Below are 20,404 nucleotides of genomic sequence, written 5' to 3' on the forward strand. Positions count from 1 at the left end.
GCGAAGGCGGCGGCGTCCGGCTTGCGGGCGGCCGGGCGCACCGGGTCGATGCGCTTGATCGGCTTTCCGCCGCCACGGCCCGGGAAGATGTCGAGCGGCGGCAGCGGTATGGCGAGGCTCAGCAGTCGCATGCGGCAGTCTCCACCATCCAGTGGCACAGCGCGGGGAACGGGATGCCGGCGAAGGCCGCCTGCTCGGGGACGAGCGAGGTGGCGGTCATGCCGGGCTGCGTATTCACTTCCAGAATCACGAGGCGCTCGCCGTCGTAGCGGATGTCGGTTCGCGACACGCCACGGCAGCCGAGCGCCCGGTGGGCCCGCACGGCGACGTCCATGGCGCGTTCCGTGATGTCCGGGCCGATGTCGGCCGGCAGAACGTGCCGGGAGCCACCGGCGGCGTACTTGGCATCGTAATCGTAGAAGCCGCGCTGGGTTGTGATCTCCGTCACGGCCAGCGCACGTTCTCCCATCACGGCGACGGTCAGTTCGCGGCCGGGGATGAAGGTTTCCACCATCACCCGGTCGCCGAACGGCCAGTCGTCGTCGGCGAAGCGGTGGTTGTCGCCCTCGCGCACGATGTGCACGCCGACCGAGCTGCCCTCGTTCAGCGGCTTGATGACATAGGGGCGCGGCAGCGGATCGGTGCCGCCCAGCATCTCGGCGCGGCTGACGATGCGGTCCTCGGCGACGTCCAGGCCGGCCTGGGCGAACAGCAGCTTGGCGGTCGGCTTGTCCATGGCGATGGCGCTCGCCAGCCGGCCGGAGTGGCTGTAGGGAATGCGCATCATGTCCAGGATTCCCTGGATGGCGCCGTCCTCGCCGAAGCGGCCGTGCAGGGCATTGAGCACCACGTCGGGCTTCGTCTCCGCCAGCGCCTGCACGAAGGCCGGCACGTCGCGCGGCACGTCGATCGCCGCCACGTTGACGTAGCCGTAGTCCTTCAGCGCCTTGACGGCGGCGGCGCCGGAATTGAGCGACACCTCCCGCTCCGCCGAGAAGCCGCCCATGAGCACGGTGACGCGCCGGGTGATCGGGGTCGTCATGCGTCGTCTCCTTGGTCGGGCGTGGGGCGGATGGCCTGGGGATGGTCGGCGGGAACGCCGATGCGGCGGATTTCCCACCGCAGCGCGATGCCGCTGGTGGCGAGCACCCGGCGGCGGATTTCCTCGCCCAACGCTTCAACGTCGGCGGCGGTGGCATCGCCGAGATTCAGCAGAAAGTTGCAGTGCTTCTCACTGACCTGGGCGCCGCCGATGGTCAGGCCGCGGCAGCCGGCGGCGTCGATCAGTTCCCAGGCCTTGTGGCCGTCCGGGTTGGCGAAGGTGGAGCCGCCGGTGCGGGTGCGCACGGGCTGGCTGTCCTCGCGCTGGCGGCGGATCTCGGCGATGCGGGCGGCGATGGCGGCGGGGTCGGCGCCGGGCTCGCCCTTCAGGGTGGCGGCCACGAACACCCAGTCCTCAGGCACGCCGCAGTGGCGATAGGTGAGGTCCATGTCCTCCGGCCGCAGGGTGTGCAGGCGGCCTTCGGTGTCCAGCGCCTCGGCGGTGACCAGCACGTCCTTGATCTCGCGGCCGTAGGCGCCGGCGTTCATGCGCAGGGCGCCGCCGATGGTGCCCGGCACGCCGGTCAGGAACTCCAGCCCGGCGATGCCGGCTTCCTGGGCGACGGCGGCGACGCTGGCGTCGAGCGCGGCGGCGCCGCAGTGGACAAAGCCGCCGGCCTCCGCCTCGATGTCGGCGAAGCCGCGGCCGAGCCGCACCACCAGCCCCGGCACGCCGCCGTCGCGCACCAGCAGGTTGGAGCCGACGCCGATGACGGTCAGCGGCACGTCGGCCGGGCGGGCCGCCAGCACCAGCGCCAGGTCGTCCACATCCACCGGCCGCACCATCAGCTCCGCCGGACCCCCGACGCGGAACCACGTCACCCGGGCCAGGTCGGCGCCGACGCTCACCCGGCCGCGCACGCGGGCCAGCGCCTCGCCCATGCGGTCGGGCAGCGGCGCGGGGGCGGCGGCGGAAGCGGAAGCGCCGGTGGCAGTGGTGGCGGTGGCGCGGGCGTCGTGGGTCATTCGGCGGCGCCCTCCGGTCCGTACAGCTCGGCCAGCTGGGCGGGCAGGGCGTGGGCCCAGGCGGTGATGTTGCCGGCGCCCAGGCAGACCACGATGTCGCCCTTGCGCGCCACCCGGCGCACCGTCTCGGCCAGCATCTCCGGCCGGGCGAGCGGGATGGCGCCGCGGTGGCCGCGCTGGCGCAGGCCGTTGACCAGGGCGTCGCGGTCCACCCCCGGCACCGGCGCCTCGCCGGCGGCGTAGACATCGGCCACGATCACCGTGTCGGCGTCGTTGAAGCAGGTGCAGAATTCCTCGAACAGGTTCGAGAGCCGCGAGTAGCGGTGCGGCTGCACCACGGCGATGACGTTGCCGGTGGTGGCCGAGCGGGCGGCACGCAGCACGGCGGCGATTTCCACCGGGTGGTGGCCGTAATCGTCGATCACGGTGATGCCGCCGGCCTCGCCGGTCTTGGTGAAGCGCCGCTTGACGCCCGAGAAGCCGGCCAGCGACTGGCGGATGGTGTCGTCGGACAGGCCCATCTCCACCGCGATGGCGATGGGGGCGAGGCTGTTGGTGACGTTGTGCTCGCCGAACATGGGCAGGCGGACGTCCTGGATGACGCGCTGGTGGCCGCTCATGCGGTCGGTCACCACCACGTCGTAGCGGGCGCCGCCGACGCCGATGCGCACGTTCACCGCCCGCACGTCGGCCTGCGGCGACAGGCCGTAGGTCACCACCCGGCGGTCGGACACGCGCGGGATCATGGCCTGCACCTCGGGGTGGTCGATGCACAGCACCGCCAGGCCATAGAACGGGATGTTGGTGATGAAGGTCTGGAACGCCTCGCGCAGCTTGTCGAGCGAGCCGTAGTGGTCCATGTGCTCGGCGTCGATGTTGGTGACGATGGCGATGACGGCCGGCAGCTTGGTGAAGGTGCCGTCGCTCTCGTCGGCCTCCACCACCATCCACTCGCCGTCGCCCAGGCGGGCGTTGGTGTTGTAGGCGTTGATGATGCCGCCGTTGATGACCGTCGGGTCCATGCCGGCCCCGTCGAGCATGGCGGCGACCATGCTGGTGGTGGTGGTCTTGCCGTGGGTACCGCCGACGGCGATGGCCCACTTCAGGCGCATCAGCTCGGCCAGCATCTCGGCGCGGCGGACCACCGGGATGAGGTTCTGGCGGGCGGCGACGACCTCGGGGTTGTCGGCCTTCACGGCGGAGGAAATCACCACCACCTGGGCGTCGCCCAGGTTTTCCGCCCGATGGCCGATGTGGACGGCGACGCCCTTCTCGCGCAGGCGCACCACGTTGGCGCCTTCCGCCTGGTCGGAGCCCTGCACGGAATAGCCCAGGTTCACCAGGATCTCGGCGATGCCGGACATGCCGATGCCGCCGATGCCGACGAAGTGGATGGTTCCGATATCGAGCGGCATGGCCCTCATTGGGCGGTCTCCCTGGCAACGGCGGCGGCACTGGTGGCGGCGGTGGTGGTGGGCAGCTTGGCCTCGACCAGATCGGCGAGGCGGCGGGCGGCATCGGGCACGCCATAGGCGCGAGCGGCGCCGGCGGCGGCCTGCAGGCTGGCCGGCATGTCGAACAGATCCTTCAGGCGGGCGGCCAGCGCCTCGACCGTGAAGCGGTCCTGCGGCATCAGCCAGCCGCCGCCGGCGGCATCCACCGCGCGGGCATTGGCGGTCTGGTGGTCGTCGGTGGCGAAGGGGTAGGGGACGAGGATGGCCGGGCGGCCGGCGGCGGTCATCTCCGCCACCGTCGAGGCGCCGGCGCGGGCGATGAGCAGGTGGCAGGCGCCCAGCCGCTCCGGCACGTCGGCGAAGAAGCTTTCCAGCGTCACGTTGGACAAGCCGGCATCGGCATAGGCGGCGCGCACCCGGTCGAGGTCTTCCGGGCGGCACTGCTGCGCCACTTCCAGCCGGCTGCGGATGCCGGCCGGCAGCGCCCGCAGGGCGCCGGGCACCACATCCGACAGCGCCCGCGCGCCCTGGCTGCCGCCCAGCACCAGCACCCGCAGCGGCTGACCGGGGTCGACGGCGGGGTAGGGCACGTCGCGCACGGCGGCGATGGCGGCGCGCACCGGCATGCCGGTATGGACGGTCGGCACCGCCGCCGGCAGGTGCTGCACGGCGGCGAAGCTGGTGGCGATGGTGCTGACGCGGCTGGCCAGCAGCCGGTTGGCGCGGCCGAGCACGGCGTTCTGCTCGTGGATGATGGTGGGAACGCCGAGCAGGGTCGACGCCGCCATGGCCGGCAGCGAGGCATAGCCGCCGAAGCCGACGGTGACGGCGGGGTTCAGCTCGCGCAGGATCTTGCGTGCCTGCAGGGCGCCGCGGGCGATGTCGACCAGCCCCATCACCTGCCCGACGCGGCCGCGCCCGGCCACCTGACCGGCGCGCACCCGCACGGTCTTCAGGCTGCCGAGCACGCCGCCGTAGGTGGCGCCGCGGCTGTCGGTCACCAGGGTGAGGTCGTGGCCGCGGATCAGCAGTTCCGCCGCCAGGGCCTCGGCCGGGAAGACGTGGCCGCCGGTGCCGCCGGCGGTGAGGACGATGAGCGCCATCACACCCCTCCCGCGCCGGTCGGCCGGCGCCGGGTGAGCGCCAGCACCATGCCGAAGCCGATGGCCAGCGCCAGGGTGGACGAACCGCCGTAGGACACGAACGGCAGCGTCATGCCCTTGGTCGGCATCAGGTGCAGGCTCGACGCCATGTTGATGAGCGCCTGCAGGCCGAGCTGGCAGACCAGCCCGCCCACCGCCAGCAGGACGAACAGGTTGTCCTCCTCCATGGCGCGCGAGATGCCGCGCAGCACGATGAAGGCGAACAGCCCGACGATCAGCAGGCAGAGGATGAGGCCGAATTCCTCGCCGGCGACGGCGAAGATGAAGTCGGTGTGGGCGTCGGGCAGCAGTTCCTTCACCCGGCCCTCGCCGGGGCCGCGGCCGAACAGGCCGCCGTCGCGGAAGGCCTGCATGGCCTTGTCGATCTGGTAGGTGTCGCCGCTGGCCGGGTCGAGGAAGCGGTTGACGCGGCTCTTGACGTGGTCGAACAGGAAATAGGCGCCCACCGCCCCGCCGATGCCGGCGGCGACGAACAGCACCACCAGCACCATGGGCAGGCCGGCGAGGAAATACTGCGCCGCCCACACCGAGGTCACCACCAGCGTCATGCCGACGTCCGGCTGCGCCAGCAGCAGGGCGGCGACGACGCCGTAGAGGCCGATGGAGATCCACTGGCCGGGGAAGCCCTCGGTCTCGCGCCCGGCGGCGAACATCCAGGCGGCGGTGACGGCGAAGAACGGCTTGATGAACTCCGACGGCTGGATGGACAGCGGGCCGAGGTAGATCCAGCGGCTGGCGCCCTTGATCTCCGACCCGATGAACAGGGTGGCGAACAGCAGCACGGCGGCGCCGGCAAAGCCCACCGCCGCCAGCCGGCGCACGGTGCGCGGGCTGAGCAGCGAGACGAACAGCATCACGCCCACCGCCACCGGCAGGAACACGAACTGGCGGCGCACGAAGTGGAACGCCTCCGCCCCGATGCGGCCGGCGGCGGCGGGGCCGGCGGCCATCACCAGGAAGATGCCGATGCCGATGAGGGCCAGCGCCGCGGCCAGCAGCCAGCGGTCGACGGTCCACCACCAGCGGCCGAGGATGCTCGTATCGGTGCGGGAGATGGTGATGCTGGTCATGCCGCTCCCCGGGCCGTGAGATCGTGAACAAGGGCGCGGAACACGTCGCCGCGATGCTCGAAGCTGCGGAACTGGTCCCACGAGGCGCAGGCCGGCGACAGCAGCACGACGGCGCCGGGGTGGCCGTCGCGGCGGGCATCGGCGGCGGCGGCGGCGACGGCGCGGTCGAGCGTGCCGCAACGGCTGTGCGGCACGGCGGTGCCCAGCACCTCGGCGAAGGCGTCGGCCGCTTCGCCGATCAGGTAGGCATGGCGGACGCGCGGGAAGTACTCGCGCAGGCTCTCGATGCCGCCTTCCTTGGCCTGGCCGCCGAGCACCCAATAGATGTCGCGGTAGCAGACCAGCGCCTTCTCGGTGGCGTCGGCGTTGGTGGCCTTGCTGTCGTTGACGAAGCGCACGCCGTCCACCTCCGCCACCAGTTCCTGGCGGTGGGCGAGGCCGGGGAAGCTGCGCAGCGCCTCGGCGATCACCTGCGGCGCCACCCCGCGGGCGCGGCAGGCGGCATAGGCGGCGCAGGCGTTCTGCCAGTTGTGGCTGCCGGGCAGGGTGGCGATGGTGCGCAGGTCGATGATTTCCTGCGGGTCGCCCGGCTCGGTGGCGTCGAACAGCACCCCGCCGAGGGTGAACACGCCGCCCGGCTCCTCGCCATCGGCGCGGATGCCGATGACGGTCTGGTCGCAGCGGCGGGTCAGTTCGTCGGCGATGGCGCGGCAGTAACGGTCATCCAGGCCGACGATGGCGGTGGCCGGCTGGTGCTGGTTGGCGAAGATCATCCGCTTGGCGGCGACGTAGCCGTCCATGCCGCCGTGGCGGGCCAGGTGATCGGGGGTGATGTTGAGCAGCAGCGCCACGTCGCAGTTCAGCGACGGCGTCAGTTCCAGCTGGTAGCTCGACAGTTCCAGCACATAGGTGCCGTGGAACGGCAGCAGGTCCAGCTCCAGCGCCGGGATGCCCAGGTTGCCGCCCACCTGCACCGCGTGCCCGGCCGCCTTCAGGATGTGGCCGATGAGCGAGGTGGTGGTCGACTTGCCGTTGGTGCCGGTGATGGCGACGACGAAGGCATCGGGGCAGCGGGTGAGCAGCAGCTCCACGTCGCACACCGGCCGGATGCCGAGGCTGTCGAGCACCGCCTTGGCAGGGTGCGGCTGCGGGAAGCTGTGGGGGATGCCGGGGCTCCAGACGCACAGGGCGATGTCGGCCCAGGCTTCGCGCGACGGCGCCACGCAGGCGTAGCCGAGGGCTTCCGCCTCGGCCCGGCGGCTTTCGCCGTCGTCCCAGCACAGCACGCGGGCGCCGCCGTCGCGCAGCGCCCGCGCCGCCGACAGGCCGGTCTTGCCGAGGCCGAGCACCGCAACCGTGCGGCCGGCGTACTGCGGAATCACCATGCTCACGTACTTCGCCCCCTGGCGGGTTCCTTCGACTCTCTGGCTTCTCTGTCCATCCGCCCGGCGTCCCCGTTTTTTGTGGGTGGGGATCGCCGGGCAGTCTCTCGTCTTCTCTCTCTTGCCTTCCGTATGCCCTTCAGCGGAGCTTCAGGGTACTCAGTCCGGCAATGGCGAGGATGCCGGCAATGATCCAGAAGCGGATGACCACGGTGCTTTCCGCCCAGCCCTTCTTTTCGAAGTGGTGATGCAGCGGCGCCATGCGGAACACCCGCTTTCCGGTCAGTTTGAAGCTGGCGACCTGAACGATGACGCTCACGGTTTCCAGCACGAAGAGGCCACCCACAATCGCCAGCACGATCTCGTGCTTGGTGGCCACCGCAATGGCACCCAGCGCACCGCCGAGTGCCAGCGATCCCGTATCGCCCATGAAGATCATGGCCGGGGGCGCATTGAACCACAGGAAGCCCATGCCGGCGCCGACCAGGGCGGCGCACAGGATGGCCAGTTCGCCGGTGCCCGGCACGTGATGGATCTGCAGGTAGTTGGCGAAGATGGCGTTGCCGACCAGATAGCTGATCAGCATGAACACCCCCGCCGCGATCATCACCGGCACGATGGCAAGGCCGTCGAGCCCGTCGGTCAGGTTGACGGCGTTGGAGGCGCCGACCATCACCAGCATGGCGAAGGGCAGGTAGAGGAAGCCCATGTCGAGCAGCACGTTCTTCAGGAACGGCATCGCCAGGTGGTTGTCGAGGTCGGGGTTGGTGGCGGCGCTGATCAGCAGCGCGGCGACCCCGGCGATGGCGAACTGCACCACCAGCTTGGCCTTGCCCGACACGCCCTTGGTGTTGCGCTTGGTGACCTTCAGGAAGTCGTCGGCGAAGCCCAGCAGGCCGTAGCCGACGGTGACCAGCAGCACCGCCCAGACGTACAGGTTGGTCAGGTCCGCCCACAGCAGGGTGGAGACCAGCGTCGCGAACAGGATCATCAGGCCGCCCATGGTGGGCGTGCCCTTCTTGGTCATCAGGTGGGTTTCCGGGCCGTCGGCACGGATGGGCTGTCCCTCGCGCTGCTTGCGCTTCAGCCAGCTGATGAGCCGGGGTCCGACGATGAAGGCGACGATGAGCGCCGTCACCACCGCTCCGCCGGCCCGGAAGGTCAGGTAGCGGAACAGGTTGAGCAGGGCGACTTCGCCGGACAGTTGGGACAGAAGGTAGAGCATGGTCCCCGGGGCTTTCCTAACTCGCGATCCTCGTTGCGTCAGTGTCCGTCGTCGGGCGGGGCGAGGGCCGTCAGGGCCTCCAGCACCACCTTCATGCGGCTGCCGAGCGACCCCTTGATCATCACCGTGTCGCCGGGTCGCACGTCGGCCGCCACCAGCGGCGCCAGGGCGGCGCTGTCGGCGGCATGGAACCCGCGCAGGGCCGGCGGCAGCGCATCGTGCAGCCGGGCCATGTGCGGTCCGCAGGTGTGGACGACGTCGATGCCGCCGGCCGCGGCCGCATCGGCGAGACCGGCATGCAGGGCATCCGCCTGTGCACCCAGCTCGCGCATGTCGCCGAGCACCGCGACACGGCGTCCGCCGTGCCCCACCGTGGCCGTCCTGAGAACCCCGAGAGCCGCCCGCACCGAAACGGGCGAGGCGTTGTAACTCTCATCGATGATCGTGAGAAGCCCTCCGCCGTGGCTTTTCGGCAAAGAAATCATTTGACGCCGGCCGCGGCCTTTGGGCGGCTCCATGGCTGCCAGGGCCAGTGCCGCCTGACGGGCATCGCCGCCCGCCGCCTCAATCGCCACGAGCGCGGCGAGGCTGTTCATGGCCCAGTGACGGCCGACGGCGCCCACCGTCCACGCCAGCGGACCGGCGGGGGTGTCGGCGACGGCATCGGTGACGCCGTCGCCGGGGGTGACGGCGGTCAGCCGCGCCGCCGCCTCGGCGTGCTCGCCGAAGGTGACGATGCGCAGGCCGCGGCTGCGGGCGGCCTCTTCCAGGATGGCGAAGTGGGGGTTGTCGCGCGGCAGCACGGCGGTGCCGCCCTCCACCACGCCTTCCAGGATCTCCGCCTTGGCGCGGGCGATGTCGGCGACGGAGGCGAAGAACTCCAGGTGCACCGCCTCCACCGTGGTGATGATGGCGACGTGCGGGCGGGCCACGGCGGTCAGGTCGCGCAGCTCGCCGGCGTGGTTCATGCCCATCTCCAGCACGCACCAGGCGGTGTCGCGCGGCGTGCGGGCGAGGCTGAGCGGCAGGCCCCAGTGGTTGTTGAAGCTGCCTTCGCTGGCGACCGTCGGCCCGAGGGCGCCGCAGGCCAGCCGCAGCATCTCCTTGGTGCCGGTCTTGCCGACGCTGCCGGTGACGGCGATGACGGTGCCGGCCAGACGCGCGCGCGCCGCCACGCCCAGCGCCCGCAGGGCGGCCAGGGTGTCGTCCACCACCAGCAGGCGGGCGGTGTCGACACCGTCCGGCACCCGGTGGACCATGGCGGCGGCGGCCCCCTTGTCCAGCGCCTGGGCGACGAAGTCGTGGCCGTCGAAGGAGGGGCCGGCCAGGGCGATGAACAGGTCGCCGGCCGCCACCGTGCGGTTGTCGATGGACACGCCGGCGCAGGTCCAGTCGCCAGCGCTGCGGCCGGCGGTGGCGGCGGCGGCCTCGGCGGCGGTCCACAGGGGCGTTGCGGCGGTCATGCGGCGCCTCCATCGGCCTGGGCGACGGCGGCCACGGCCTCTTCCACGTCGTCGAAAGGCAGCACCGTGGTGCCGACGGTCTGGCCGCGCTCGTGCCCCTTGCCGGCCACCAGCAGCACGTCGCCGGGGCCGGTGAGACGGGCGACGCCCTCGCGGATGGCGGCGCGGCGGTCGCCGATCTCGATGCCGCCGGGGCAGCCGGCCATGACTTCGGCGCGGATGGCGGCGGGGTCTTCGGTGCGCGGGTTGTCGTCGGTGACGATGGCGACGTCGGCCAGCCGCGCCGTCACCTGGCCCATCACCGGGCGCTTGCCGCGGTCACGGTCGCCGCCGGCGCCGAATACGCACACCAGCCGGCCGCTGGCGTGGGGCCGCAGGGCTTCCAGCACCGTTTCCAGGGCGTCGGGGGTGTGGGCGTAGTCGACATAGACGGCGGCGCCGTTGGCCCGCGTCGCCGCCAGTTGCAGCCGGCCGGGCACGCCGGTCAGGCGCTCCAGCAGCGGCGCGGCGTGGGCGGCATCGGCACCGCAGCCGATGACGAGGCCGAGGGCGCAGAGGGCGTTCTCCGCCTGGAAGGTGCCGGCCAGCGGCAGCTCGACGATCATCTCCTGGCCGTCCACCCGCAGCGTCAGGCGCTGGCCGTGGGCGGTGCGTTCGGTGGACAGCACGCGTAGCGCGTCGCCGTTGGCGCCGTAGGACAGCACCCGCAGGCCGGCCTTTTCCGCCGTCGCCCGCAGGCTCGGGTACTCGGGGATGTCGGCGTTGAGCACGGCGGCGCCGCCTTCGCCCACCGCCTCGCCGAACAGGCGCGCCTTGGCGGCCAGATAGGCCTCCATGCTGCCGTGATAGTCCAGGTGGTCGCGGCTGAGGTTGGTGAAGCCGCCGGCGGCCAGCGACACCCCGGCCAGCCGGTGCTGGTCGAGGCCGTGGCTGGAGGCTTCCATGCACAGGTGGGTGACGCCGCGAGCGGCGCATTCGGCCAGCAGGCGGGCCAGCTGCACCGGGTCGGGCGTGGTCAGCTTGCCGTCGATCACCCAGTCCGGCCCGATGACGCCAAGGGTGCCGACGCTGGCCGACAGGTGCCCCAGGTGCTGCCACAGCTGGCGGGCGAAGTTGGCGGTGGAGGTCTTGCCGTTGGTGCCGGTCACCGCCGCCACCACCTGCGGCTGGCGGCCGAAGAAGGCGCCGGCCATGCGGGCGAAGGCGTGGCGCGGCTCGGGCGCCGTCAGCAGGGCGACGGTGGCGGGCGTGCCGGCCGGCAGGGCGGTGCCATCGGGCGCCAGCACGGCGACGGCGCCGCGCTCCACCGCCTGGGCGATGAAGTCGCGGCCGTCCAGCTTCCAGCCGGGCAGGGCGGCGAACAGCATCCCGGGCTCGACCGCCCGGCTGTCGGCGGTGAGCCCGGAAATGCTCACGTCGGTGACGGTGGCCGGGCCGGCGGCGAGGGTGGCGCCGGCGGCCAGCAGCAGGTCATTCAATGATCGCATCGGCATCCCTCCCGCTGGCCACGGCCTCCTGGATCTCAAGCGGCCGTCGTTGCGGCATGGCCACCGGCACGGTCCCCTCCATGCTGGGGAACACCCCGAGCAGCGGCGCAATGCGGGCAACGATCCGCCCGGCGGTCGGCGCGGCGTTCCAGCCCGACGTGATGAAGCCGTAGGTTTCCTTCAGCGGTTGCGGTTCGTCGAGCACGGCGAGGATCACGTAGCGGGGGGCATCCATGGGGAAGGCGCCGACGAAGGAGGTGAGCACGGCGCGGCGGGCATAGCCGCCGGCCGACGACACCTTTTCCGCCGTGCCGGTCTTGCCGCCGACGCGATACCCGGGGACGTTGGCCTTTCGGGCGGTGCCTTCTTCCACCACGGCACGCATCAGCCGGCGCAGGATGTCGCTGGTCTGTGGCGAGATCACGGCACGCCCGTCGGCGCTGTGGGTGATGTCCTTCTTCAGCAGCGTCACCGACGGCAGCAGGCCGCCGTTGACCATGGCGGCGGTGCCGCGGGCGAGGTGGACCGGGGTGACGGCAATGCCGTGGCCGAACGAGATGGTCATGGTGTTGACCTCCCGCCACTGGCTGGGGAAGAGCGGCGAGCCGTTCTCCGGCAGTTCGATGGAGATCGGCTGCAGCATGCCGATCTTGCCGAGGAAGGACTTCTGCGCCTCGGTCCCCACTTCCAGCGCCATGCGCACGGAGCCGATGTTGGACGACTTGACCAGGATCTGGCCGACGTCCATGGAGCCGCGCTCGGGATGGCTGTCGCGGATGGTGAAGCGGGCGACGCGGATGGGGTTTTCCACGTCGTAGCGGTTGTTCAGCGACACCTTGCCGCTTTCCAGCGCCAGCGCCGTGTTGAACACCTTGAAGGTGGAGCCCATCTCGTAAACGCCGAGGGTGGCGCGGTTGAAGCGCTGGTCGGCACTGGCCTGGCCGATCTTCTCGGGGTCGTAGTCGGGCAGCGACACCATGGAGACGATCTCGCCGGTCTGGATGTCGAGCACCAGCCCGGTCGCCGCCACCGCCTTGAACTTGTCCATGGCGTAGAGCAGTTCGTCGCGCACCGCGCTCTGCACCCGCAGGTCGAGCGCCAGCTCCAGCTTGTCACCGCCGTTGAGCTTGTCGTTGAAGGTCAGCTCGATGCCGGCGATGCCGTTGTTGTCGAGGTCGGTGGCGCCCACCACGTGGGCCGCCAGCGGCCCCTGCGGATAGATGCGGCGCTCCGCCGTCTCGAAGTCGACGCCGACGATGCCGAGGGCGTTGACGTCCTGCTGCTCGCGCGGGGTCAGGTTGCGGTCGATGTAGACGAACTTCCGGTCGGAGGCGAGCTTGTCGTAGACCTCCTTGTAGGTGAGGTCGCCGAGCACGTCGGTCAGCTTCTTCGCCGCGTCGGCCGGATCGTTGATGAGGTGCGGCTTGGCGTAGAGGTTGACGGTCGGCAGGTTGGTCGCCAGCAGGATGCCGTTGCGGTCGACGATGTCGGCGCGCTGGCTCTGGAAGCTTTCGGTGGCGGCGCGGCGGGCGATGGAGACCGGCGGCTCGCCGCCCTTCAGCACCATCAGGTCGACCAGCCGGAAGCCGACCAGCGAGAAGGCGCAGGCGAACAGACCGGCCGCCACCACCAGACGGGTGCGGCCGATTTCCACATGGCGGCGGCCGGGGCCGTGGATGGTGACGCGGGCGGCCTTGCGGGCCGGGCGGTATTCCTCGCCCGGATAAAGGAACGGTTCGGCTTCGCGCTGGAAGCGCTGCAGCAGGCGGCGCAGCGTCATGGCACGGTCCTCGTGGTGGCGCTGGCCAGTTCGGCCTGCGGCGGCGGCGGCGGCATCGCCGCCATCACCCGGCCGCCGGGGGCGGCGGGCGCCGGGGTCGGCAGCGGCGGCGCCTTGGCCTTGGGCGCATCCTGCTTCGGCGCCGGGGCCGGCGCTTCGGACGGCGGCGGGCGCAGCGGCAGCTGGGCGACCGTGCTCACCTGGTCAGGGGCGAGCGGCGCCAGGCCCAGGTGGCGGGTGGCCAGTTCCCGCAGGCGGGCAGGGTCGTTCAGGTAGCTCCATTCCGCCTCCAGCACGTGGACGGCGGCACGGTCGGCGCGGATCTCGCGGTTGAGGCGGGACAGTTCGTCCTCCAGGCCCTGAACCTCGTACTTCAGCATGAACAGGCCGACGCCGACGGCGATGGCGAGCACGCTCCAGACGACGGCGGCGGCGCGGATCATGCCTTGGCTCCTTCATGGGCGGCGCGGGCGGGGGCATCGGTGCGTTCGGCGACGCGCAGCTTGGCCGAGCGGGCGCGCGGATTGGCGCGGCATTCCTGGTCCGACGGCGCCACCGCCTTGCGGGTGACTTCGGTGAAGGTGGGGGCGGGGCCGGTGGCGGCGATGTCCATGGGCACGTAGCGCGACACGCCGCCGCTGCGGCCGCTGCGCTCGCGCATGAAGCGCTTGACCACGCGATCCTCCAGCGAATGGAAGGTGACGACCGCCAGCCGGCCGCCCGGCGCCAGCAGCGCCTCCGCCCCGGCAAGGCCGCGTTCCAGCTCGCCCAGTTCGTCGTTCACGGCGATGCGCAGGCCCTGGAAGGTGCGGGTGGCGGGGTCGATGCCGTCCTTGCCCTTGCGCACCACGCGGCGCACCACCTCGGCCAGTTCCAGCGTGCGCTCGAACGGCTTTTCGGCGCGCGCCTCGACGATGGCGCGGGCGACCCGGCGGGCATAGCGCTCCTCGCCGTAGAAATGGATGATGTCGGCCAGTTCGGCCTCGTCGGCCTCGTTCACCACGTCGGCGGCGGAGCGGCCGGCCTTTTCCATGCGCATGTCGAGCGGGCCGTCCTTGGCGAAGGAAAAGCCGCGCTCCGCCTCGTCGATCTGCATGGACGACACGCCGATGTCGAGCGCCACGCCGTCCACGGGTGCGGTGATGCCGTGGTCCGGCAGCAGCGTCGCCATGTCGCCGAAGCGCCCCGCCAGCAGGCGGAAGCGGCCGGGATAGGCCTGCGCCAGGGCCTCGGCGCGGGGCTGCGCCTCGGGGTCGCGGTCGATGGCGACGACGGTGCAGCCGGGGGCGGCATCGAGGATGGCGCGGGTATAGCCGCCGGCGCCGAAGGTGCCGTCGACATAGACGCCGCCGTCGCGCGGGCGCAGGCCGTCGATCACTTCGGCCAGCAGGACGGGGACGTGGGGGGCGCCGGCGGAGGTCGGGCTCATGCGTCGCCTCCCGCCCGGCCGCGGCCAAGGGCGATGGTCGGGCGCTTGTCGCGGGCCTTGCGCATCAGGTCGGCGGTGTGGGCCTTCAGGCGCTCGGGCTCCCAGATCTGGAACTTGCGACCCTTGCCGACGAAGGCGGCCGATTCGGTGATGCCGGCGTGGGCCATGAAATCATCGGGCAGGATCACGCGGCCTTCCGGGTCAAAGGCGAGCTGGCGCGCCTGGGCGAAGATGAGGGTGGCGAGGTCGTCTTCCTCTTCCGAGAACACGGCGGCCGACGCATCCATGCCGGCGGCCAGTTCTTCCAGGAAGCTGGCGCCGCAGCCTTCGATGCAGTCGGCGGTGAAGCTGGGGAACACCACGGCGCCCGCGAACCCCTGCCCGGACAAGGTCGCACGGAAGGGAGCCGGCACGCTGACGCGGCCCTTCCTGTCGACCTTGTTGATGTGGGTGCCCGTGAACAGGGCGAGCATGGCTGCCCCCCGCTTCCCCATTGGATGCCCCGAACAGCGCTCACCGCCCCGACGACCGTGCGCGCTGGTCCTTCATGGTATGGCATGGGACATCATGGGTGTCAACGAGCCGCGGCAGGTATTCACCTCTCCAAACGGAGGGGGTCGTGAGGTCGATTGCTCACATTTGAAGTAGTTTTCCACAATGCGGCGACTCGCGTCAATGCTTAGGCTTTCTGTGCTTCGACTCGGGAAGGTGATTTATTCCGTTCAGTGGATGTTCCTGTGGATAAGTCTGCGGATGATGGCCTCTGGCGCCGCCCATGCAAAGTCGGCGGAGCGGCCCTGACAGGGTTGCATTGGGTCGTGCGGAAGGGCGGAAACAGGGGGGAAACGGCCGGCGTCCCATGAAATCCCATGGCCGCCGCCCACGAAATCCCATGGCGCGGCGGCGGGTGCTCCGCCTGTGGATAAGTCAGGGGGAAAGGGGGCGGAAAGGGCGTGGGAAAGGGTGGGATGGCGGGCCGCTCAGCGGCCGCTGCCGCCCTTCTTCGGCAGCCGGCGGGCGATCAGGTCGATCAGCCGGTCGGGCAGGGCGCCGGTCAGCCAGCTGGCCACGTACATGGGCAGCGGGAAGGCGATGCGGCCGCAGTTGCGGGCCAGGCCGCGGCGGATGATGGCGGCGGCGCGCGGCGCATCCATGAAGAACGGCATGGGAAAGTCGTTCTGCGCCGTGATGCGGCTGGCGACGAAGCCGGGGCAGATGACCGACACCCGCACCCCGTCCGGCGCCAGCCAGCCGCGCAGGGCCTCGCCCCACACCTTCACCGCCGCCTTGCTGGCGCAATAGGCCGGGGCGCCGGGAAAGCCGCGGAAGGCGGCCATGCTGCTGACCAGGGCGATCTGCCCCTGGCGGCGGGCGCGCAGGCGGGGCAGCAGCGGCAGCACGGTGTTCATCACCCCGTCGACGTTGACGGCCATGATGCGGCGCGTCTGTTCCGCGCTTTCGCCGCCGCCGCCGGCGGTGCCGGCCGAGATGCCGGCGTTGGCGACGATCAGGTCCACCGGCCGGCGGTCGTCGAGGGCGGTGAGCCAGGCGACCACGGCGGCGGCATCGGCGACGTCCACCACCGCCGTCTCCACCTCCGCCCCCCTGGCGCGGCAGGCGGCGGCGGTGTCGTCCAGGCGGGCGGGGTCGCGGCCGGTGAGGGCCAGCAGCACGCCGGGCGCGGCATAGTCCTCCGCCAGCGCCCGGCCGATGCCGGAGGAGGCGCCGGTGATGACGATGCAGCCGGGCGGCGCGGCGGGGCTCACGCCTGCGGCTCCCACGGGTCGCCAGGGTCGGCGGCGGTGGCGCTGGCGGCGGCGGCATCCGTCACCGCCTCGTCGTCGGCGTCGTCCAGCACCGCCTGCAGCATGGTCTCCAGCGGTGCCAGGTCGTTGCGGACCGTGCGCCACAGGATCACCGGATCGACCGAGTGGTATTCGTGGATGAGCACGTGGCGCATCTCCGCCAGATTGGCCCAGGGCACCCGGGGGTGACGGTCCTGCACCGGCTCGGGCATGCGGGCGGCGGCCTCGCCGACGATCTCCAGGTTGCGGGCGACGGCGTCGACGGTGCGCTGGTCGGCAGCGAAGGCGGCCTCGTCCAGGCCCATGGTGTAGGCGCGGCAGCGGCTGATGGCTTCCAGCATGTCGTCGACGCGCACGCGCCAGTCCTTGTAGGCCAAAACCTTCTCCGCTTGCAGTCTCTGTTCTTAGAGTATTCGCACGGCTTCGGCCAGGATGCGGCCCTTGATGCGCGGCTTCAGGTTGGCAGGGGTGACGAGGTCGACCGGCCGCCCGACGATGCTTTCCAGCACGTGCTTCAGTTCCACGAACTCCAGCATGCCGTCGGGGCGGCCGTCCTCGAACTCCACCAGCAGGTCGACGTCGCTCTCGCGCCGGGCGGCGTTGCGCACGGTGGAGCCGAACAGCGACAGCGAGGCGATGCCGAAGCGCTCTAGTTCGTGGGTGGCGCGGCGCAGGCGCCACAGCACTTCCTCCCGCTGGGCGGGGTTGGATTTGCGCAGGCGCTGGGCATAGCGCTTGAGCGCGCCGACGCGGTCGCGCGGCACGGTGACCGTCATCTCGGTCATTTCGGTGCCGTCGCGCATCACCGACGGGGGATGGCGCGGCCGGCGGTGGCGTTTGGGGCGGAATCCGCGGGTCATGCCGCCATCCTAACGGCCGGGCGGCGGCGCGCAAGGGGCCGTGGCGGCTTGTTGCGCCGCCGGTGCGGGGCTATAACCCTCGGCACCGTTTTGCGTTTGCCGTTGGAAGGACCGCTGCCCGTGCCCATCGCCAGCATGACCGGCTTTGCCCGCGCCGAAGGCCCCGATCCGTCGCGCCCCGGCACCACCTGCACGTGGGAGGTGCGCAGCGTCAACGGCAAGGGGCTGGAAGTGCGCTGGCGCATCCCGCCCGGCTACGACGGGCTGGAAATCGCCGTGCGCGAGGCGGTGGGCAAGCGGTTCAAGCGCGGCAACGTTTCCGTCACCCTGTCGGTCAACCGGCCGGAGGAACAGCCGGCCTACCGCATCAACGAAGGGCTGCTGGATCAGGTGATGGCCGTCGCCCGCCACTGGCAGCAGCACCTGGGCGCCGACGCCGGCATCGCGCCGCCGCGCCTGGACGGCCTGCTCGCCCTGCGCGGCGTGCTGGAGCCGGTGGTCGAATCCGAGCCCGACGAGACGGCGCGCGACACCCGCGATGCCGCCCTCATCACCATCCTCGACCAGGCGCTGGCGCGGCTGGCGACGGCGCGGGCGGCCGAGGGCGCGCGCATGGAGGCGGTGCTGACCGGCCACCTGGACACCATCGCCGACCTCACCCGGCGCGCCGGCGACACCGCCTCGCTGCGGCCGGAGGCGGTGAAGGCCCGCCTGCGCGAGCAGGTGGCGGCGCTGCTGGAGGCGCAGACCCAGATCAACGAGGACCGCCTGGCGACCGAACTGGCGCTGCTGGCGGTGAAGGCCGACGTGCGCGAGGAACTGGACCGCCTGACCGCCCACATCGAACAGGCGCGCGAGATGCTGGCCGAGGACGCCGGGCCGGTCGGCCGCCGGCTCGACTTCCTGTGCCAGGAATTCAACCGCGAGGCCAATACCCTGTGCTCCAAGGCGCAGGATGTGGCACTCACCCGCATCGGCCTGGAGCTGAAGGCGGTGATCGACCAGTTCCGCGAGCAGGTGCAGAACATCGAATAGGCGCGGGGTCAGCGCCAACGCTGCCGCCGCCGTCCGCAAGCCAGGGGGGAACCGTCCGTCATGACCGCCGCACCGACCGAGACCACCGTCGCCGCAGCCGCCGCCGGTGGGGGCCTCGCCGCCATCCATCGCCGGGGCCTGATGCTGGTGCTGTCGTCGCCCTCCGGCGCCGGCAAGACCACCATCTCCCGCGCCCTGCGGGAGCGTGACGGCAACATCGCCATGTCGGTCTCGGTGACCACCCGCCCGGCCCGGCCGGGGGAGGAAGACGGCCGCGACTACCACTTCATCGGTGTCGAGACCTACAAGCGCATGGTCGAGCGCAATGAACTGCTGGAGCACGCGCGGGTATTCGACAACTACTACGGCACTCCCCGCGGCCCGGTGATGGACAGCCTGGCCGCCGGCCATGACGTGCTGTTCGACATCGACTGGCAGGGCACCCAGCAACTGGCCGCCAATGCCCGCGACGATCTGGTCAGCGTGTTCATCCTGCCGCCGTCGGTGGGCGAACTGGAACGCCGCCTGCGCGGCCGCGCCCAGGACCCGGAAGAGGTGGTGCGCAAGCGCATGGCCAAGGCCGCCGACGAGATGAGCCACTGGCCGGAATACGACTACGTCATCGTCAACACCGACGTGGAAGCCTCCATCGCCAGCGTCACCGCCATCCTCCACGCCGAACGCCTGAAGCGCGCCCGCCAGGTGGGGCTGGCCGCCTTCGTCAACGGCATGCGCGGGGCGGAGGGCTGATTGCGGGCGGGGCGGAACGGGCTTATCTTCGGAAGACGCCGTTAGGGGACCGCCCATGCCGAGCCGCCGTTGCACCGTCACCGTCGACCTTGATCCCGAGCAGGCCGCCTTCGTCGACCGCCTGGTGAAGGCCGGCACCCACCCCGACGCCGCCGCCGTGGTCCGCGCGGCGCTGGCGGAGTATGGCGCGGCGGGGGAGGACGAGGCGGCCGGCCTGGAGTACGAGCAGCCTGCAGAGACCGCGCCACCGCAAGACGTGGTGGCGACGGATGTCCTTGGTGCCATGCTGCGGCGGGCCGACGCGGATCTGGCCCGCGGGGCTTACACGGAACTGCGGTCCGAGAGTGAGCTGGATGCTTTCATGAACGGTCTGCTGGCCGAGGCAACAGCCCGCGCCCACCGCAAGCGGGTGGCGGGCCGCCGTGCGTAGCCTGCGAACGACGTCGTTCGCCGACGAGACGATACTCGACATCCTCTCCTTCAGCGAGGCGCGCTTCGGCTCGCTCGCTGCTGCCCGCTACGCGGCGCTCATCGCCCGTGCCTTTGCCGACCTCGCGGCCGGCGACAAGGAGCCGCTGGTCCGCTGGCTGCGATACGGCCGCCGGCGCCTCGGCCTTTACCACATCCGGCACAGCCGGGTGGCCGGTGCTGGCAAGGGCGCGGCAGTGAAGCGGCCTCGTCATCTGGTGCTGTTCGAAGTGACCGATGATGCAATTCTTGTCCTCGGCCTTGTGCACGAAACCATGGACCGCCCCCGCGCTCTCCGCCACACCCTCGCCCAAGCCAGCGAGCCCGAGCCCGACTGAAAGACCGGCCCCGGCCGAAATGGCGCTTTTCTTTGGCGGCTGGGCGTCCTACCTGAGGGGCACCTCACCGTTTCCCGTTTTCCACCCCGGAGGATGCCGATGGAATACCTGCACACCATGGTGCGCGTCACCGACCTGGATGCCTCGCTGCGTTTCTACTGCGACCTGCTCGGCCTCAAGGAAGTGTCGCGCAAGGAAAGCGAGAAGGGCCGCTTCACCCTGGTCTTCCTGGCGGCGCCGGAAGACATCGCCAAGGCCGGCGCGCAGGAAGGCGACGATGCCGCCCGCTTCAACGTGCCGATGGTCGAGCTGACCTACAACTGGGACCCGGAGGAGTACACCGGCGGCCGCAACTTCGGTCACCTGGCGTTCCGCGTCGACGACATCTATGCCGCTTGCCAGCGGCTGATGGACGGCGGCGTCACCATCAACCGGCCGCCGCGCGACGGCTACATGGCCTTCGTGCGCTCGCCGGACAACATCTCGGTCGAGCTGCTGCAGAAGGGCGGCGCCCGCGAGCCCCAGGAGCCGTGGGCGAGCATGCCCAATACCGGCGCCTGGTAACCCGGGACGGCGTCAGCCGGCGGCGGCGCGGCGGGCCCGGTGGCCAGCAGGCTGGAGAAGCGTT

General features: G+C 71.3%; 21 protein-coding genes. 5 read left to right on the forward strand and 16 right to left on the reverse strand.

The annotated features are described in order from the left end of the window. Window positions 1–118 precede the first annotated feature (118 nt). The 16 genes from ABD056_RS20235 to ABD056_RS20310 all read right to left on the reverse strand — a co-directional run bounded on the left by ABD056_RS20235 (window position 119) and on the right by ABD056_RS20310 (window position 17,185). On the reverse strand, window positions 119–1,030 hold the full coding sequence (locus ABD056_RS20235) for a D-alanine--D-alanine ligase (protein ID WP_343869767.1): 912 nt from the start codon (window positions 1,028–1,030) through the stop codon (window positions 119–121). Between the two features lie 8 nt (window positions 1,031–1,038). Next, window positions 1,039–2,067 carry a UDP-N-acetylmuramate dehydrogenase gene (murB, locus tag ABD056_RS20240; RefSeq protein WP_425545066.1) on the reverse strand — a complete coding sequence of 343 codons (1,029 nt, stop codon included), beginning with the start codon at window positions 2,065–2,067 and terminating at the stop codon, window positions 1,039–1,041. Continuing rightward, entirely contained in the window at window positions 2,064–3,491 is a 1,428-nt protein-coding gene (murC, locus tag ABD056_RS20245) for a UDP-N-acetylmuramate--L-alanine ligase (protein WP_343869734.1), read from the reverse strand. The genes murB and murC overlap by 4 nt, the downstream gene beginning before the upstream one ends. Next, on the reverse strand, window positions 3,488–4,624 hold the full coding sequence (gene murG, locus ABD056_RS20250; RefSeq protein WP_343869736.1) for an undecaprenyldiphospho-muramoylpentapeptide beta-N-acetylglucosaminyltransferase: 1,137 nt from the start codon (window positions 4,622–4,624) through the stop codon (window positions 3,488–3,490). The genes murC and murG overlap by 4 nt, the downstream gene beginning before the upstream one ends. Continuing rightward, on the reverse strand, window positions 4,624–5,754 hold the full coding sequence (gene ftsW / locus ABD056_RS20255; protein ID WP_343869737.1) for a putative lipid II flippase FtsW: 1,131 nt from the start codon (window positions 5,752–5,754) through the stop codon (window positions 4,624–4,626). Before ftsW ends, murG begins: the two co-directional genes overlap by 1 nt. Continuing rightward, window positions 5,751–7,139, reverse strand: a complete 1,389-nt coding sequence (gene murD, locus ABD056_RS20260) for a UDP-N-acetylmuramoyl-L-alanine--D-glutamate ligase (RefSeq protein ID WP_343869739.1) — start codon at window positions 7,137–7,139, stop codon at window positions 5,751–5,753. Before murD ends, ftsW begins: the two co-directional genes overlap by 4 nt. Before the next feature lie 136 nt (window positions 7,140–7,275). After that, window positions 7,276–8,361, reverse strand: a complete 1,086-nt coding sequence (mraY, locus tag ABD056_RS20265) for a phospho-N-acetylmuramoyl-pentapeptide-transferase (RefSeq protein WP_343869741.1) — start codon at window positions 8,359–8,361, stop codon at window positions 7,276–7,278. 38 nt (window positions 8,362–8,399) lie between these two features. Continuing rightward, window positions 8,400–9,824: a UDP-N-acetylmuramoyl-tripeptide--D-alanyl-D-alanine ligase gene (locus ABD056_RS20270; protein ID WP_343869743.1), complete on the reverse strand. Its 1,425-nt coding sequence runs from the start codon at window positions 9,822–9,824 to the stop codon at window positions 8,400–8,402. Further along, a complete protein-coding gene (locus ABD056_RS20275; protein ID WP_343869745.1) occupies window positions 9,821–11,311 on the reverse strand; it encodes a UDP-N-acetylmuramoyl-L-alanyl-D-glutamate--2,6-diaminopimelate ligase in 1,491 nt (496 codons plus the stop codon). The genes ABD056_RS20270 and ABD056_RS20275 overlap by 4 nt, the downstream gene beginning before the upstream one ends. Continuing rightward, window positions 11,295–13,091, reverse strand: a complete 1,797-nt coding sequence (locus ABD056_RS20280; protein WP_343869747.1) for a peptidoglycan D,D-transpeptidase FtsI family protein — start codon at window positions 13,089–13,091, stop codon at window positions 11,295–11,297. Before ABD056_RS20280 ends, ABD056_RS20275 begins: the two co-directional genes overlap by 17 nt. Continuing rightward, complete coding sequence (gene ftsL / locus ABD056_RS20285; protein WP_343869748.1) at window positions 13,088–13,534, reverse strand: cell division protein FtsL; 447 nt, start codon at window positions 13,532–13,534, stop codon at window positions 13,088–13,090. Before ftsL ends, ABD056_RS20280 begins: the two co-directional genes overlap by 4 nt. Next, window positions 13,531–14,520 carry a 16S rRNA (cytosine(1402)-N(4))-methyltransferase RsmH gene (gene rsmH / locus ABD056_RS20290; RefSeq protein WP_343869749.1) on the reverse strand — a complete coding sequence of 330 codons (990 nt, stop codon included), beginning with the start codon at window positions 14,518–14,520 and terminating at the stop codon, window positions 13,531–13,533. Before rsmH ends, ftsL begins: the two co-directional genes overlap by 4 nt. Next, window positions 14,517–14,993 (reverse strand): division/cell wall cluster transcriptional repressor MraZ, encoded by a 477-nt coding sequence (locus ABD056_RS20295; protein WP_343869751.1) that lies wholly within the window; start codon window positions 14,991–14,993, stop codon window positions 14,517–14,519. The genes rsmH and ABD056_RS20295 overlap by 4 nt, the downstream gene beginning before the upstream one ends. 507 nt (window positions 14,994–15,500) lie before the next feature. Beyond that, window positions 15,501–16,286 carry an SDR family NAD(P)-dependent oxidoreductase gene (locus ABD056_RS20300; protein WP_343869754.1) on the reverse strand — a complete coding sequence of 262 codons (786 nt, stop codon included), beginning with the start codon at window positions 16,284–16,286 and terminating at the stop codon, window positions 15,501–15,503. Then, complete coding sequence (locus tag ABD056_RS20305) at window positions 16,283–16,681, reverse strand: HepT-like ribonuclease domain-containing protein (RefSeq protein ID WP_343869756.1); 399 nt, start codon at window positions 16,679–16,681, stop codon at window positions 16,283–16,285. The genes ABD056_RS20300 and ABD056_RS20305 overlap by 4 nt, the downstream gene beginning before the upstream one ends. 48 nt (window positions 16,682–16,729) lie before the next feature. Further along, on the reverse strand, window positions 16,730–17,185 hold the full coding sequence (locus ABD056_RS20310; RefSeq protein WP_343869758.1) for a nucleotidyltransferase family protein: 456 nt from the start codon (window positions 17,183–17,185) through the stop codon (window positions 16,730–16,732). 120 nt (window positions 17,186–17,305) lie between these two features. Between ABD056_RS20310 and ABD056_RS20315 the strand changes: the two genes are divergently transcribed. The 5 genes from ABD056_RS20315 to ABD056_RS20335 all read left to right on the forward strand — a co-directional run bounded on the left by ABD056_RS20315 (window position 17,306) and on the right by ABD056_RS20335 (window position 20,340). Beyond that, complete coding sequence (locus ABD056_RS20315) at window positions 17,306–18,220, forward strand: YicC/YloC family endoribonuclease (RefSeq protein WP_343869759.1); 915 nt, start codon at window positions 17,306–17,308, stop codon at window positions 18,218–18,220. A 60-nt stretch (window positions 18,221–18,280) separates the two neighbouring features. Then, window positions 18,281–18,970, forward strand: coding sequence for a guanylate kinase (gene gmk, locus ABD056_RS20320; protein WP_343869761.1), 690 nt, complete (start codon window positions 18,281–18,283; stop codon window positions 18,968–18,970). A gap of 55 nt (window positions 18,971–19,025) precedes the next feature. Continuing rightward, window positions 19,026–19,400, forward strand: a complete 375-nt coding sequence (locus ABD056_RS20325; RefSeq protein ID WP_343869762.1) for a hypothetical protein — start codon at window positions 19,026–19,028, stop codon at window positions 19,398–19,400. Next, window positions 19,393–19,776 carry a hypothetical protein gene (locus ABD056_RS20330; RefSeq protein ID WP_343869763.1) on the forward strand — a complete coding sequence of 128 codons (384 nt, stop codon included), beginning with the start codon at window positions 19,393–19,395 and terminating at the stop codon, window positions 19,774–19,776. The genes ABD056_RS20325 and ABD056_RS20330 overlap by 8 nt, the downstream gene beginning before the upstream one ends. A gap of 99 nt (window positions 19,777–19,875) precedes the next feature. Further along, a complete protein-coding gene (locus ABD056_RS20335) occupies window positions 19,876–20,340 on the forward strand; it encodes a VOC family protein (RefSeq protein ID WP_343869765.1) in 465 nt (154 codons plus the stop codon). Window positions 20,341–20,404: the final 64 nt, after the last annotated feature.

Origin of the sequence: Caenispirillum bisanense, from assembly GCF_039523075.1 — a bacterium.
Lineage (GTDB): Bacteria > Pseudomonadota > Alphaproteobacteria > Rhodospirillales > Rhodospirillaceae > Caenispirillum > Caenispirillum bisanense.